We start from the raw sequence: 15,153 nt of genomic DNA on the forward strand, positions 1-15,153 counted from the left end.
GATATCGACAGCATTTCGACGCGCGACCAGCCAATGGATCTCTCATCAACTCCTCAATTTCACCAGAGCCACGGTACTGCCACATAATTCGAATCGAGGCCAGCGACAGGCACCCGCGATTGCGATAGGTGCCGTCCGAGACCACGAGCGGTTTCCACCGCCCGACGCCGAGCGCTAGGGCAGCGTTCGGCGACACGCCTCACCACGTCACGAATTCAGAACTGGCTGTGTTGGGAGTCGAAGGTGAGGATGCGGCCGCCGAGCAGGATCTGGGCACCGGCGGCCAGGGTGGTCAGTTGGTTCGGCATGGCGCGGAGCCACTCCTGGTGGCCGGGCATGCGAATGTAGGTGCCGTTGGCCGAGCCCTGGTCGACCACGGCGACATCCCATTCGACCAGCCGAACCTCCATATGCGCCCGCGACATCGCGCCCGAGCTGTCCGGCAGCCGGATCGGCCGCGCACCGCGGTGCACCGCCTCGGCATGTTCGGGTTCCCGCCCGAGGACGATGTCGTTATCGAGTACGAACGATGTCCCGTCATCGAGCATGAGCAACCCCAGCGGTGGCCGCACTCCCTCGGTCAACACGCAGGTCAACTGATCCATCCGAATCCCGCACACCGCGCAGAACGACACCCGCGGATCGTTCAAATGCTGCCGCGAACACATGAATCCCCGAACGACAGCCCTACCACTGCCGGCCATCCCATTTTCCAAATGCTTCGCCAGCGCTGCCGCCACGCCGTTCTCAGACTGCACGCCCTTCTGCAGCCCGACTCGTCGCCGTTCCCCGACGCTCGACACCGCATTCCTCGGCGGCAGATTTCCCATGCCCATCGCGGACGCTCGCTCCCACGGTGCGGCTTTCCCCGCCGATCCGCCCCCGATCGGCGGCCGCACCGCACCGCCTTCCGGCTGTGGCTCGACCTCGCTTTCCGACCTGATCGCCACCGGATCGATGGCTTCGACCGGCTGCCTCGGAAACTCGCGCCGTTCCACGTCCTCGACCCCCGGCGCTGCTCCCACATCTTCCGCCGATGCCACGGCCTGAAGCACCTCATCTCGCACCGACTCGACGCCGGGAGACCTCCGCATCGTCGGTGCACGAGCCGACACAGGCACCCCCAACCACAACACCGCCCCGGAACCGGGCACCGTTCCCTCACCGAGTCCGGCGATGCCGCGACCCGGTAGCGCCGACTCGGTCATCCCGCCCTCGTCCACGAACAGCCCGATCCCGATCTCGGGTGCCGGGATCACCACGCGGTCGACCGTGAATCCGGCATCCCGGCCGCGCAATACTTCTGTGCGATCCGAGCTCTCCAGCACCGCCGTCACACCACCGTGCAGATATAACGCCACGCCCGTCGCGCTAGGGGTGATCACCCCGAATTCGACTTGGTCCTCGTCGTCCAGGCTCATCAACCAGGTGGTGGCAAGTCGTGCAAACATGCGTCCGCTGCGCGGTATCTCCGAGACACCCGCTTCTCGCACCAGCTCGAGCAATGCTGTCATCGTCTGCGCCGCACGCGATTCGGCATCGGCGGCAATATCCGAACGATGCGCGACGACCAGCACGACACCGCCGCTGTTCGCGATCAGATGCGTACCACCCGGCAGCACCTCGAGCTGCCGACTCACAGCAATCGCCCACCCTGGAACCGCCACCGATGGAACACCACCCGCATCGGCCCGTTCACGATGAGCCAGAACACGATCCACGTCACGATGAACTGGATGAGGAACGCCGTCATCGACGGATGCAACGCGCGCGGCAGCACAATGGTCGTATGGTGCACGAGGACCCACATCAGCGCCGCCTCGTTGATCACCGTCCAGAAGCCGAACAGCGTGGGCCAGTCCTTCTCCCACCGGAATTGCTGCAGAAAATGGTAGAGCAATTCCCACAGTACGCCGACGAACACGGTCGCCAGCAGCACCGACAACGTCACCCGATAGGCATTGCCGAGTGACAGCGGTCCGGTCGGCAGGACCGGCGTAATGATCACCGCGACCAGCAATCCGATCACGCCGAGCGCGAGCATACGGGTCTGAATCCGCCCGTTCAAAGTAAGCAGCATTGATCAGATCTTCTTGTTCATCGCCCACAACCACCATTGCCGAGTCGAGCGCAGCGGCCCCATCCGCTGGCAGAAACCCAGCGCCGCAAGATCGTCCGCGATCTCCCGCGCCGCGATCTGCAACCCCAGGAAGGTGTCCACTCCCGGAAACGGTCCACCCAGCGTCGCACTACCTGATGCATAGATGCGTCCGCTGCCACTTCGCGTGCCGATCAACTCGAAGGTGGTCGCCACATCCATGCGCCCCACCGGATTGCGGCCGGCACCGGCATGATCCAGCAGATCCGCCAGCAACCGATGTTCGCGCACGTCGGCCTCCAACCCGGTGCAGTCGATTATGTAATCGGCCGAAATGTCGAAGGGCTGGGTAGGCGGCGGAAGCGGCAGCGCCGCCGTGGGATCCGGCACGATCGTGGTGATCACCCCGCCCTGCTCCCGCCCGGGCCGCAGATCGCGCGCACTGCCCGCCATCACCTGATACCACCCCTCCTTACGCCCGCGCCGCAGCTGCTCCTGCCAATTCGAGCGCACCGGGGTGTTGGTCCCGCCCATCTCCTGGTAGGCCTGCGCGCGCTGTTCCCCTTGCAGCGTGCGCATTTTCGCTTTGAGCTGCCCGCCCCATACCGACTTCGGATAGTTGAATCCCTGATATGACCACCCGTCGCCGCCCTTGCGTCGACTGAAAATATTCGGTCCATGCGCGGCGGCGACATAGTGCCGAAACAGATGCAGGATCTGGGTGTTCAGCCGCAGTTTGTCCCGGTCATCGATGAGCCGTTGCAACACCCGACTGGCCACGATCCCGCTGCCGCGGATCATCACCTTTCCCGGCCTGCGCTGCAGTGCCTGATACACGTGCTCATGCGGTTCATACGCATTGACCACGCGCGTCGGATCCCGGTACTTCTCCCGATATTCCTGCAGATCCGGCAACAACTTCAGCCCCGGATAGCCCACGCCCACATGGATGTACGTGCTACGAAACGCGATCCGCTTGGTCGGGGCAGCACCAACGGGCGGAGTCAGGACGCTGAAGTACCCACCGCCGTAGCGTTTGCGCACCATGCGCACATGCCCTTTATGCAACGAACCCGCATATCCGATCCGATGGAACTCCCGTTCCATCGCAACGAACGCCTGCCCCGCCCTGGGCGTGTAGTAGTTGCTGAAGATCGGCTCGGTGAACACATTCCACAGCGGTCGGATCGTTCTTTCCGCCAGCGCCTCGCGCACCGCATACGACGGAAAGCCCCAGATATTGTCCGGCATCGAGGCCGAGTCGCTGCGCAATCGCTCCCCGCGCGGGATCTGCGATACCCGCGTCAGATACTCATAGGACGACCACGGCACCTCCTGTGGCCCGAGCACCGCCATCGCTGCCGCCGCAACGCCGTAGATCCGCAGGGTGTCGTAGGTGACGAAGGATCCGATCCCGCTGCCGATGGTCACGAACGGAACGTCCACCACCGGAATGCCCGCCCGGCCCACCATCTCGTCGGTCCACACGTCGGTTTCGACGAGTTCGCGCGTGATATCTCCCCGCATTTTCGGGATGCTACCGGCCGAAACTTAGCAACCGCTTTCGATTACCTTGCCCGCGCACGCATTCCACACCGCCGACCGACGACAGCGCGACGCGCGCGGAGCAATCTGCGCCAACCTGCCACGCCGCACCCCCGCCCCGACGTACCATCCCTGCGTGGCCGACGCGATTCGTTCCACCCCACTGCGGGTCCTGGTCTACAGCAACGACGCCGATACCCGGCGCCAAGTAATGCTGGCACTGGGCAGACACCCGCACCCTGAGCTGCCCGCCTTCGAATACCTCGAGGTGGCGACCGCGCCCGTGGTCATCGAGCAGATGGATGCGGGCGGTATCGATCTGGCCATCCTGGACGGCGAGTCCGCCCCGGCGGGCGGGCTCGGTATTGCCAAACAGCTCAAGGACGAGATCGCCCAGTGCCCACCGATTCTGGTGCTCACCGGTCGCCCCGACGATGCCTGGCTCGCGACCTGGTCGCGCGCCGAGGCCGCCGTGGCCCATCCGATCGATCCGATCCGGCTCACCGAGGCCGTTGTCACGGTGCTGCGAAACCGCACCGCTGCCTGACCTCGATCTCCCTCATCGCGCCCGCGTCCCCGAGGACGCGGGCACTCTGATGTCCCGTGACGGCGCTATCGCTTAGCGATCCGACGGGTCGGATTACCCCCGATTCAGTCATAAATAGCAGTCCCGTTTTCGATCAAAGACCCCAATCGAATAAATGGTCGACCCGTCGCGACGGTTGTAGGCTGTGCCGTAGCTCACATGAGCGCGGGCCTCGATATGACAGACCCGCGCCGTGCGAGCAGGCCATGAGGCGAGTCTGACCGAGGCGGACAACGACGTCAGCCCGCCTCGGAAGCTGCCGTCGTGATTCCGACGCCGACGATCACATCCCCGGCGCCGTCGGACATGACGCCCAACCGCCAGCTACAGCTCGCAAGGAGGGGAAGTGCAGTCGTGAATATCGAGATGCCCACTCTGGTCCTCGGCGCGGTCGCCGCCGCGTTCGCGGTGTTTTCCGTCATCCTCTCGGCCCTCATCGGTCCCAAGCGCTACAACCGGGCCAAACAGGAGGCCTACGAGTGCGGCATCGAACCGACACCGCACGCCGTCGCGGGTGGGCCGGGAAGCGTTACCGGACAACGCTTTCCGGTGAAGTACTACCTCACCGCCATGTTGTTCATCATCTTCGATATCGAGATCGTGTTCCTCTACCCGTGGGCTGTCCACTTCGATGCGCTCGGTCTCTTCGGTCTCGCGGCGATGGCGCTGTTCATCTTCAACGTCTCGGTGGCCTACGCCTACGAATGGCGCCGCGGCGGTCTCAGCTGGGACTGATCGCCCATACGCACTGGCCCGCAAGGCATTACGCCATGTCGGGCCGTACGCACAGTGGAAGTGAGAGTTAGTCGAACATGGGTCTCGAGGAAAAACTGCCCAGCGGCTTTCTGCTGAGCACGGTCGAAGATTTCGCCGGATACCTGCGCAAAGGCTCGCTGTGGCCTGCCACCTTCGGGCTGGCCTGCTGCGCCATCGAGATGATGGCCACCGGCGCAGGACGTTTCGATATCGCCCGCTTCGGTATGGAGGCGTTCCGCGCCTCGCCGCGGCAGGCCGATCTGATGATCGTCGCGGGCCGGGTCAGCCAGAAGATGGCACCGGTGCTGCGTCAGGTATACGACCAGATGACCGAACCGAAATGGGTACTGGCCATGGGCGTTTGCGCGTCCTCGGGTGGCATGTTCAACAACTACGCCATCGTGCAGGGCGTGGACCATGTGGTGCCGGTCGATATCTACCTGCCCGGCTGCCCGCCGCGGCCGGAGATGCTGTTGAACGCGATCCTGACACTGCACGCGAAGATCCAGCAGATGCCACTGGGCGTCAACCGCGAGGAGGCCATCCGTGCCGCCGAAGCGGCGGCGCTGGCGTCCACACCGACCATCCGGATGGAGGGTCTGCTGCGATGACCTTCGACTCCCCCGAAAATACCGAAACCAGGACGCCGCAGGAGTTCGTCGACGCCGCGGCCACCGCGGGCCCGGAAGGCACACCGCCGGAAGCGGATTCACCGTCGGCCGAGGTGATCGGCGTGCGCCACGGCATGTTCGGTGTCACCGGCTCCGGCGACACCTCCGGCTACGGCCGCCTGGTCCGTCCGGTGACACTGCCCGGCAGCACCCCGGCGCCCTTCGGCGGCTACTTCGACGAGGTCGTCACCGAATTGCATGCCGCACTCGGCGCGGTCGGCGCCGGCTGGGAGACCGTCATCGAGAAGGTGATCGTCTTCCGCGGCGAACTGACCCTGCACGTGCGGCGCGAACATCTGGTGACGGTCGCCAAGGTGTTACGCGACTACGCCGCACTGCGTTTCGAGCTCTGCCTCGGCGTGAACGGCGTGCACTACCCGGAAGACACCGGCCGCGAATTGCACGCGGTCTATCACCTCATGTCCATCACCCATAACCGGCGCCTGCGCGTCGAGGTCTCCGCACCGGACGCCGACCCGCATATCCCGTCGCTGTTCAGCGTGTATCCGACCACCGACTGGCATGAGCGGGAGACCTACGACTTCTTCGGCATCCTCTTCGACGGCCACCCTTCGCTGACGCGCATCACCATGCCCGATGACTGGCGTGGCCACCCCCAGCGCAAGGACTACCCGCTCGGCGGGATCCCGGTCGAGTACAAGGGCGCGCGCATTCCGCCGCCCGACGAGCGGAGGGCGTACAAGTAATGAACGACATCGACACCCGGCCCGGCGTCCACAACGACACCGGGCCCGAACCCGCTGTGGTCACGGTGGCGGGCCAGGACTGGGACGCGGTCACCGAAACCCTCGACAGCGCGGGTGAAGAACGCATCGTCGTCAATATGGGTCCGCAGCATCCGTCCACGCACGGCGTACTGCGGCTGATCCTCGAAATCGAGGGCGAGACGGTCACCGAGGCCCGCTGCGGCATCGGCTACCTGCACACCGGCATCGAGAAGAATCTCGAATTCCGGAACTGGGCGCAGGGCACCACCTTCGTCACCCGGATGGACTATCTGTCCCCGTTCTTCAACGAGACGGCGTACTGCCTCGGCGTCGAGCGGCTGCTCGATGTCGAGGACCAGATTCCTGAACGCGCCACCATCGTTCGCGTCATGCTCATGGAGCTCAATCGGATCTCCTCCCATCTGGTCGCGCTGGCGACCGGTGGTATGGAGTTGGGTGCTCTCACCCCGATGCTGTTCGGTTTCCGGGAACGCGAGCTGATTCTGGATGTCTTCGAGACCATCACCGGCCTGCGCATGAATCACGCGTACATCCGGCCCGGCGGTCTCGCCCAGGACCTGCCCGACGACGGCGTCACCAAGGTCCGTGAGCTGCTGAAACTTTTGCCCAAGCGGCTGCGCGATATGGATCATCTGCTCACCCAGAATCCGATCTGGAAGGCACGCACCCAGAACGTCGGCTACCTGGATCTCGCCGGCTGCATGGCACTGGGCATCACCGGTCCGGTGCTGCGTTCGACCGGTCTGCCGCACGATCTGCGCAAGGCAGCGCCGTATTGCGGTTACGAGAACTACGAATTCGATGTGCCCACCACCACCGGCTGCGACTGCTACGGCCGCTACTGGATTCGGGTCGCGGAGATGAAGGAGTCGCTCAAGATCGTCGAGCAGTGCCTGGACAAACTGCGGCCGGGGCCGGTGATGGTGGACGACAAGAAGCTCGCCTGGCCCGCGGATCTGCAGCTGGGGCCGGACGGACTCGGCAACTCCCCCAAGCACATCAACCGCATCATGGGCACATCCATGGAGGGGCTCATCCACCACTTCAAACTCGTCACCGAGGGCATTCGGGTCCCGGCGGGGCAGGTGTATGTGGCAGTGGAGTCGCCACGTGGCGAACTCGGTGTGCATATGGTCAGCGACGGCGGCACCCGCCCGTATCGGGTGCACTATCGCGACCCCTCGTTCACGAATCTGCAAGCGGTGGCGGCGATGTGCGAGGGCGGGATGGTCGCCGATGTCATCGCCTCCGTCGCCAGCATCGACCCGGTGATGGGCGGAGTTGACCGATGACCGAGATCCTGTTGAAGCTGTCCACCCGACCGCAGCCTTTCTTGCCGTTCGTGCGCGAGCGATTGGAGGTCGATGCCAAGGAGATCATCGCCCGCTATCCGGAGCCGCGCTCGGCGCTGCTGCCGCTGCTGCATCTGGTGCAGGCCGAGGAGGGCTGCGTCACCGGCACCGGCATCGAATTCTGTGCCGAACAGCTGGGCTTGACCGGCGCCGAGGTCACCGCGGTGGCGACCTTCTATTCGATGTACCGGCGCACCCCCACCGGCGACTATCACGTCGGTGTCTGCACCAACACGCTCTGCGCGGTGATGGGTGGCGATGCCATTCTCGAGACCCTGCAGCGCCGACTCGGCATCGGGCACGGCGAGACCACGGCGGACGGTTCGATCACCCTCGAGCACATCGAATGCAACGCGGCCTGCGATTTCGCGCCGGTGGTGATGGTCAATTGGGAGTTCTTCGATAACCAGACCCCGGAATCGGCTGCCGCACTGGTGGATTCGCTACGCCGAGGCGAGCAGGTGACACCCACGCGCGGTGCGCCGCTGTGCACGTTCAAGCAGACCGCGCGCATCCTCGCGGGCTTCCCGGACGAGCGCCCCGGGGTGCTCGACGGTGCGGCGGGCGAGGCGACGCTGGCCGGTCTGCGGGTTGCGCAGGAACAGAATATGCAAGCGCCGGAACCGAAGCCGGGCGAGGAATGAAGATGACACTGACTCCCGTACTCACCCGGTATTGGGACGACCCGCAGTCGTGGACCATCGAGCACTACCGTGGCCACGATGGCTATCAGGCCATCCGCAAGGCCTTGCGGATGGAACCCGATCAGGTCATCCAGACCATCAAGGACGCCGGTTTGCGCGGTCGCGGCGGCGCGGGCTTCCCGACCGGGATGAAATGGAGCTTCATCCCGCAGGGCACGGGCCCGGACGGCGTCACCAAACCGCACTATCTCGTGGTCAATGCCGACGAGTCGGAACCCGGTACCTGCAAGGACATTCCGCTCATGCTGGCCACCCCGCACACCCTCATCGAGGGCGTCATCATCGCGGCGTATGCGATTCGGGCGGCACACGCGTTCATCTATGTGCGCGGTGAGGTCGTACCGGTGCTGCGGCGGCTGCAGGCCGCGGTCGCGCAGGCGTACGCGGCCGGATTCCTCGGGAAGAACATTCTCGGCTCCGGCTACGACCTGGAACTCATCGTGCACGCCGGCGCCGGTGCGTACATCTGCGGTGAGGAAACCGCGCTGCTGGATTCGCTGGAGGGGCGGCGCGGCCAGCCGCGACTGCGGCCACCGTTCCCGGCCGTCGCGGGTCTGTATGCCTGCCCGACGGTGGTCAACAATGTGGAATCCATCGCGAGCGTGCCGCCCATCATCCTGAACGGCACAGCCTGGTTCCGGTCCATGGGCAGTGAGAAGTCCCCGGGCTTCACGCTGTACTCGCTGTCGGGGCACGTCGCCCGGCCGGGGCAATACGAAGCGCCGCTGGGCATTACGCTGCGCGAACTGCTCGGCTATGCCGGCGGTGTGCGCGCCGGACATCAGGTGAAGTTCTGGACGCCGGGCGGTTCGTCGACGCCGCTGTTCACCGACCAACACCTCGACGTGCCACTGGACTACGAGGGTGTCGCCGGTGCGGGATCCATGTTGGGCACGAAGGCATTACAGATCTTCGACGACACGACGTGTGTGGTACGCGCGGTGCTGCGCTGGACCGAGTTCTACGCCCACGAATCCTGCGGTAAATGCACGCCCTGCCGCGAGGGCACCTACTGGCTCGTCCAGCTGCTGAAGCGGATCGAGGCCGGACGGGGCACCGAATCGGATCTGGAGAAGCTTCTCGATATCAGCGACACCATCAACGGCAAATCGTTCTGCGCACTCGGCGACGGCGCGGCCAGCCCGATCATCTCCTCGCTGAAGTACTTCCGCGAGGAATACGTCGACCATCTGCGGCTCGACGGCTGCCCGTTCGATCCCGCGCGATCCACCGCCTGGGCCGAAGGAGTCCGATGACTGCCACTGTGAACACCAATACCAGCGGACTCGTACCCGCTGACCTGGTCACCGTCACCATCGATGACACCCAGGTGAGCGTTCCCGCGGGCACCCTGCTGATCCGGGCCGCCGAACTCATCGGCATCCAGATCCCGCGCTTCTGCGATCATCCGCTGCTGGACCCGGTCGGCGCGTGCCGTCAGTGTCTGGTCGAGGTGGAGGGGCAGCGCAAGCCGGTCGCGTCCTGCACCATGGCCGTCGCCGACGGCATGATCGTGCGCACCCAGCTGACCTCACCTCCCACCGCAAAGGCACAGGAGGGAGTGATGGAGCTGCTGCTCATCAACCACCCCCTCGACTGTCCGGTCTGCGATAAGGGCGGTGAATGCCCGCTGCAGAACCAGGCGATGTCGAGTGGTCGGTCCGAAACCCGCTTCGACGGCGTGAAACGCACCTACCCCAAGCCGATTCCGCTGTCCACTGCCGTGCTGCTGGACCGGGAACGCTGCGTGCTGTGTGCCCGTTGCACTCGTTTCTCGCAGCAGGTCGCTGGGGATCCGTTCATCGAACTCATGGATCGCGGTGCGCTCGAACAGGTCGGCACCGCACAGGCCGAACCGTTCGACTCCTACTTCTCCGGCAATACCGTGCAGATCTGCCCGGTGGGTGCGCTCACCGGCACCAGCTATCGGTTCCGGGCCCGTCCGTTCGATCTGGTCTCCAGCCCGAGCGTCTGCGAGCACTGTGCATCGGGCTGTGCACAGCGCACCGACCATCGGCGCGGAAAAGTGTTGCGCCGCTTGGCGGGTGACGATCCGCAGGTCAATGAGGAGTGGAACTGCGATAAGGGCCGGTGGGCGTTCACCTATGCCACCGAACGCGATCGGCTCACGACACCGCTGGTGCGCGGCTGGGATGGCAACCTCGCACCCGCATCCTGGTCCGAGGCCTTGGCCGCCGCGGCGGAGGGTTTGGCGTCGGCCTTCGGGAGCGCGGGCGTGCTGGTCGGTGGTCGCGTCACCGAGGAAGACGCCTACGCCTACGCCAAATTCGCCCGAGTTGCCCTGGGCACCAATGACATCGACTTCCGCGCCCGAGCGCATTCGGCCGAAGAGGCGGATTTCCTCGCCGCCCGTATCGCCGGACAGGGTGTCACCGTCGACTACGACGCCCTGGAGAACGCACCGGTCGTACTGCTGGCCGGACTCGAGCCGGAAGAGGAGTCGCCGATCATCTACCTGCGGCTGCGCAAGGCGGCACGCAAGCGCGGTCTGCCGATATTCTCGCTCGCCGCTTACTCCTCGCGCGGGCTGGATCGGATGTCGGGCACGCTGTTGCAAGCCGTGCCCGGGGCAGAGCCGCATCTGCTCGATGCCATGCGCACCGGCGAAACGGACGCTGCCGCTTTGGCGACCGCCGCACAGCTGTTGCGTCAGCCCGGTGCAGTGGTGCTGATCGGTGAGCGGATGGCCGGAATCCCCGGCGCAATGTCCGCCGCCGTCCGGCTTGCCGAAGAAACCGGTGCCGCCTTGGCCTGGGTGCCGCGGCGCGCCGGTGAACGCGGTGCGGTCGAGGCGGGTGCGCTGCCCGGCCTGCTGCCCGGTGGTCGACCGGTCGTGGATCCCCGTGCGCGCCAAGAGGTTCGCACGATCTGGAATGTCGCGGAATTGCCGGTCACCGCCGGTCGCGATACCGCCGCCATTCTGGAGGCCGCGCCGACCTTGGGCGCACTGGTCATCGGCGGCGTCGATATCGCCGACTTCCCGGACCCCAAGGCGGCGCTCGAGGCCATCGACGCCGCTCGCTTCGTGGTCAGCCTGGAGTTGCGGCACAGCGCGGTCACCGAACGCGCCGATGTCGTCTTCCCGGTAGCCTCGGCAATGCAGAAATCGGGCACCTTCCGCACCTGGGAGGGCAGGCCGCGGCAATTCGATGCGGCACTCGGCGATTCGATGGTGCTCCGAGAACCCGCACCACTGTCGGATCAGCGGGTGCTGCAGGCCATCGCGACCGAGATGACGGTGGCGCTCGGACTCCCCGATACCGAAGCCGCGCGCGCCGAACTCGCCGAACTCGGCGCCTGGGACGGTCCGCCGGTGCCCGCGCCCGCGCATCGGCCGCATCCGGTGACCCGACCCAATCCCGGCACGGCCATCCTGTCGGGCTGGCGGATGCTGCTGGATCAGGGGCGCATGCAGGACGGCGAGCCGAATCTGGCGGGTGTCGCGCGGCCGCCGGTGGTGCGGCTGTCCCCAACCACCGCTGCCGAAATCGGTGCCGCCGATGACGATCCGATCGTCGTCGCCACCGATCACGGCACCATCACGCTGCCACTGCTGATCACCGATCTCCCCGATCGGGTGGTCTGGCTGCCGCTGAACTCGCCGGGCTGCTCGGTCAACGAACAGCTCGCCACCCAGCCGGGCGGTGTGGTGCAGCTGCACCGCGCCGACGAGAGGATGAAGGAACACCGCCATGAGTGATCTCTCTCTTTTCGGCCATGACCCGCTGTGGCTCGTCATCGGGAAATCCCTGGCGATCTTCGCCTTCCTGCTGCTCACGCCGATGATGGCGGTGTATCTGGAGCGCAAGATCGTGGCCTGGATGCAGATGCGCGTCGGCCCGAACCGGGTCGGCCCCAAGGGCACGCTGCAGGCCGTCGCCGACGGCGTGAAGATGGCGCTGAAGGAAGATATCGTACCGGCCATCGTCGACAAGCCGATTTTCATTCTGGCGCCGGTCATTTCAGTGGTGCCCGCGTTCATGGCATTCGCGGTCATTCCGATCGGGCCGGAAGTTTCGATCCTCGGCCACCGGACCGCACTGCAGCTCACCGATCTGCCGGTTGCGGTGCTCTACATCCTCGCCATCACCTCGATCGGCGTGTACGGCATTGTGCTGGCGGGTTGGTCGTCGGGTTCGACATATCCGCTGCTGGGCGGATTGCGCTCGACCGCGCAGGTGATCTCCTACGAGATCGCGATGGCGCTGTGCTTCGCGACGGTGTTCCTGCTCGGCGGCACCATGGCCACCTCCGGGATCGTGAAGGCGCAGGAGGGCACCTGGTACGTCTTCCTGCTGCTGCCGTCGTTCCTGATCTACTGCGTGTCGATGGTCGGTGAGACCAACCGTGCGCCGTTCGACCTGCCCGAGGCCGAAGGCGAGTTGGTCGGCGGCTTCCACACCGAATACTCCTCGCTCAAATTCGCCATGTTCATGATGGCCGAATACATCAATATGGCAACAGTTTCCGCGCTCGCCACCACGCTGTTCCTCGGCGGCTGGCACGCACCGTTCCCGATCAACCTGTGGGACGGCGCGAATTCCGGCTGGTGGCCCGCGCTGTGGTTCATCGCCAAGATGTGGACTTTCCTGTTCGTGTTCATCTGGTTGCGCGGCACGCTGCCCCGCCTGCGCTATGACCAGTTCATGAATCTCGGCTGGAAGCTGCTGATCCCGACCTCACTGCTGTGGGTGATGCTGGTCGCCACCGCCCGGGCGCTGCAGAACGAGGGCTACGAGATCCAGACGCCACTGCTGGTGATCAGCGGAATCATCATCTCCGGACTGATCGTGCTGATGTTCCTGCGGGCCGGACGCAAACAGGGTGCGCCGCCGACGGTCGAGGAACCTGCCTCGACGGAATCGGGCACTGCGGTCTTCCTCGGCTTCCCGACGCCACCGATGCCGGATCCATCGACGCGGCGTCCGGAACCCAAGGCGGGACTGCTGGAACCATTGATGGGCTTCGCGGTGACCTTCCTGACCATGTTCAAGAAGCCCAATACCGAGTCCTACCCGGAACAGAAAGTTCCGACCGCGCCCCGCTATCACGGCCGCCACCAGCTCAATCGGCATTCGGATGGTCTGGAGAAGTGCATCGGCTGCGAGTTGTGCGCATGGGCCTGCCCCGCGGATGCGATCTACGTCGAGGGCGCGGATAACACCGAGACCGAACGCTTTTCGCCCGGCGAACGCTACGGACAGGTCTACCAGATCAACTACCTGCGCTGCATCGGCTGCGGATTGTGCATCGAGGCATGCCCGACCAGGGCGCTGACCATGACCAACGAGTACGAGATGGCCGATGACAATCGCGCCGATCTGATCTACGAGAAGGACCGGCTGCTCGCTCCGCTGCAGCCCGGTATGACCGCACCGCCGCACGCGATGTATCCCGGTGCGACGGAAGGCGATTACTACCGCGGCAACGTCCCCGGCGGTGAAGGCGGTTCGGATACCAGGGAGCCCGCCGCCGCGGGCGTGGAAGGAGGCGTGCGGTGACCGAATTCATCCTGGCCGCCGAGCCACTGACCCACACCTCCACCGGCGAGACCGTCCAATTCTGGATCCTCGGCCCGCTCGCGGTGATCGGCGCACTCGGCATGGTTTTCGCGGGCAAGGCCGTGCATTCGGCGATCTGCCTGGCCGCCACCATGATCGTGCTCGCGACCTTCTATATGGCACAGGACGCGCTGTTCCTCGGCGTCGTGCAGATCGTCGTCTACACCGGCGCGGTCATGATGCTGTTCCTGTTCGTGCTCATGCTGGTCGGCGTCGACTCCCCCGAATCGCTCGGGGAAACACTGCGCGGGCAGCGGCTCTCGGCCGCCGCCGTCGGACTCGGCTTCGGGCTGCTGCTGATCAGCGGCATCGCCAACGGCATCCGCAACTCCGGAACCACCTATCCGGCAAAGGGATTCGCATATCAAGACGTGATCGGCCAACTCGCCGAACTGATCTTCGTCCGGTATGTGTGGGCCTTCGAACTCACCGGCGCACTGCTCATCACAGCCACCATCGGCGCGATGATCCTGGCGCACCGGGAGAATTTCGGGCCGCGCCTGGATCAGCGGGAGCTCTCACGCCGCCGCTTCCGCGGCGCCTACGACCCGGCCCGGCCCTCCGACCGCGCCACCCCGCTGCCGACGCCGGGTGTGTACGCCAGGCACAACGCGGTCGATATTCCGGCGCGGCTGCCGGACGGATCCTTCGAGGAGCTGTCGGTCAGCACCATCCTGCGGCATCGCCGCACCAGGGCGCTCACCGAGGCGGCGGTCATCTCGGTCGGCACGACCCCGACCTTCGCCTCGGAGGTCGAGGAGCCCGAAACCCCCGCCCGCGAGGCAGACGAGGAAGGCAAGCGGTGAATCCTGAGAACTACCTGTTCCTGTCCGCCCTGCTGTTCACCATCGGCGCGGCCGGTGTGCTGCTGCGGCGCAACGCCATTGTGGTGTTCATGTGCATCGAGCTGATGCTCAATGCGGTGAATCTCGCCTTCGTCACCTTCGCCAGGCTGCATTCGAATCTGGACGGTCAGGTGTTCGCGTTCTTCACCATGGTGGTGGCCGCCGCCGAAGTCGTCGTCGGACTCGCCATCATCATGACCATCTTCCGCGTCCGCCGTTCGACCTCGGTCGACGACGCCAACCTGCTGAAGTTCTGACGTGGATA

Annotated in this window: 14 protein-coding genes; 11 read left to right on the forward strand and 3 right to left on the reverse strand. The window is 65.3% G+C overall.

Translation table 11 applies throughout. The annotated features are described in order from the left end of the window. Nucleotides 1-215 precede the first annotated feature (215 nt). The 3 genes from OIE68_RS11375 to OIE68_RS11385 are packed head-to-tail and all read right to left on the reverse strand — an operon-like array spanning nt 216 to nt 3,625. On the reverse strand, nt 216-1,640 hold the full coding sequence (locus tag OIE68_RS11375; RefSeq protein ID WP_327099348.1) for an FHA domain-containing protein: 1,425 nt from the start codon (nt 1,638-1,640) through the stop codon (nt 216-218). After that, complete coding sequence (locus OIE68_RS11380) at nt 1,637-2,080, reverse strand: hypothetical protein (RefSeq protein ID WP_327099349.1); 444 nt, start codon at nt 2,078-2,080, stop codon at nt 1,637-1,639. Before OIE68_RS11380 ends, OIE68_RS11375 begins: the two co-directional genes overlap by 4 nt. A gap of 3 nt (nt 2,081-2,083) precedes the next feature. Continuing rightward, the gene (locus tag OIE68_RS11385) at nt 2,084-3,625 is read right to left on the reverse strand and encodes a hypothetical protein (RefSeq protein WP_327099350.1); all 1,542 of its coding nucleotides are present in this window, start codon (nt 3,623-3,625) and stop codon (nt 2,084-2,086) included. A gap of 229 nt (nt 3,626-3,854) precedes the next feature. Between OIE68_RS11385 and OIE68_RS11390 the strand changes: the two genes are divergently transcribed. The 11 genes from OIE68_RS11390 (at nt 3,855) to nuoK (ending at nt 15,145) form a co-directional block, all read left to right on the forward strand. Next, complete coding sequence (locus tag OIE68_RS11390; RefSeq protein WP_327101636.1) at nt 3,855-4,190, forward strand: hypothetical protein; 336 nt, start codon at nt 3,855-3,857, stop codon at nt 4,188-4,190. A gap of 405 nt (nt 4,191-4,595) precedes the next feature. Next, nucleotides 4,596-4,964, forward strand: coding sequence for an NADH-quinone oxidoreductase subunit A (locus OIE68_RS11395; RefSeq protein ID WP_396957051.1), 369 nt, complete (start codon nt 4,596-4,598; stop codon nt 4,962-4,964). Nucleotides 4,965-5,041: 77 nt separating this feature from the next. Continuing rightward, complete coding sequence (locus OIE68_RS11400; RefSeq protein WP_040690435.1) at nt 5,042-5,596, forward strand: NuoB/complex I 20 kDa subunit family protein; 555 nt, start codon at nt 5,042-5,044, stop codon at nt 5,594-5,596. Further along, nucleotides 5,593-6,363 carry an NADH-quinone oxidoreductase subunit C gene (locus tag OIE68_RS11405; protein ID WP_327099352.1) on the forward strand — a complete coding sequence of 257 codons (771 nt, stop codon included), beginning with the start codon at nt 5,593-5,595 and terminating at the stop codon, nt 6,361-6,363. Before OIE68_RS11400 ends, OIE68_RS11405 begins: the two co-directional genes overlap by 4 nt. Beyond that, on the forward strand, nt 6,363-7,697 hold the full coding sequence (gene nuoD / locus OIE68_RS11410; RefSeq protein WP_327099353.1) for an NADH dehydrogenase (quinone) subunit D: 1,335 nt from the start codon (nt 6,363-6,365) through the stop codon (nt 7,695-7,697). The genes OIE68_RS11405 and nuoD overlap by 1 nt, the downstream gene beginning before the upstream one ends. Next, nucleotides 7,694-8,401: an NADH-quinone oxidoreductase subunit NuoE gene (nuoE, locus tag OIE68_RS11415; protein WP_327099354.1), complete on the forward strand. Its 708-nt coding sequence runs from the start codon at nt 7,694-7,696 to the stop codon at nt 8,399-8,401. The genes nuoD and nuoE overlap by 4 nt, the downstream gene beginning before the upstream one ends. A 2-nt stretch (nt 8,402-8,403) precedes the next feature. Further along, nucleotides 8,404-9,717: an NADH-quinone oxidoreductase subunit NuoF gene (nuoF, locus tag OIE68_RS11420; protein ID WP_327099355.1), complete on the forward strand. Its 1,314-nt coding sequence runs from the start codon at nt 8,404-8,406 to the stop codon at nt 9,715-9,717. Next, on the forward strand, nt 9,714-12,182 hold the full coding sequence (locus OIE68_RS11425; RefSeq protein ID WP_327099356.1) for an NADH-quinone oxidoreductase subunit G: 2,469 nt from the start codon (nt 9,714-9,716) through the stop codon (nt 12,180-12,182). The genes nuoF and OIE68_RS11425 overlap by 4 nt, the downstream gene beginning before the upstream one ends. Continuing rightward, nucleotides 12,175-13,983 (forward strand): NADH-quinone oxidoreductase subunit NuoH, encoded by a 1,809-nt coding sequence (nuoH, locus tag OIE68_RS11430; protein ID WP_419150695.1) that lies wholly within the window; start codon nt 12,175-12,177, stop codon nt 13,981-13,983. The genes OIE68_RS11425 and nuoH overlap by 8 nt, the downstream gene beginning before the upstream one ends. Further along, on the forward strand, nt 13,980-14,849 hold the full coding sequence (locus OIE68_RS11440; protein WP_051182048.1) for an NADH-quinone oxidoreductase subunit J: 870 nt from the start codon (nt 13,980-13,982) through the stop codon (nt 14,847-14,849). The genes nuoH and OIE68_RS11440 overlap by 4 nt, the downstream gene beginning before the upstream one ends. Then, nucleotides 14,846-15,145 carry an NADH-quinone oxidoreductase subunit NuoK gene (gene nuoK / locus OIE68_RS11445; RefSeq protein ID WP_040690426.1) on the forward strand — a complete coding sequence of 100 codons (300 nt, stop codon included), beginning with the start codon at nt 14,846-14,848 and terminating at the stop codon, nt 15,143-15,145. Before OIE68_RS11440 ends, nuoK begins: the two co-directional genes overlap by 4 nt. Nucleotides 15,146-15,153: the final 8 nt, after the last annotated feature.

The sequence above is a fragment of the Nocardia vinacea genome (assembly GCF_035920345.1).
In the GTDB taxonomy this organism is placed as follows: domain Bacteria; phylum Actinomycetota; class Actinomycetes; order Mycobacteriales; family Mycobacteriaceae; genus Nocardia; species Nocardia vinacea_A.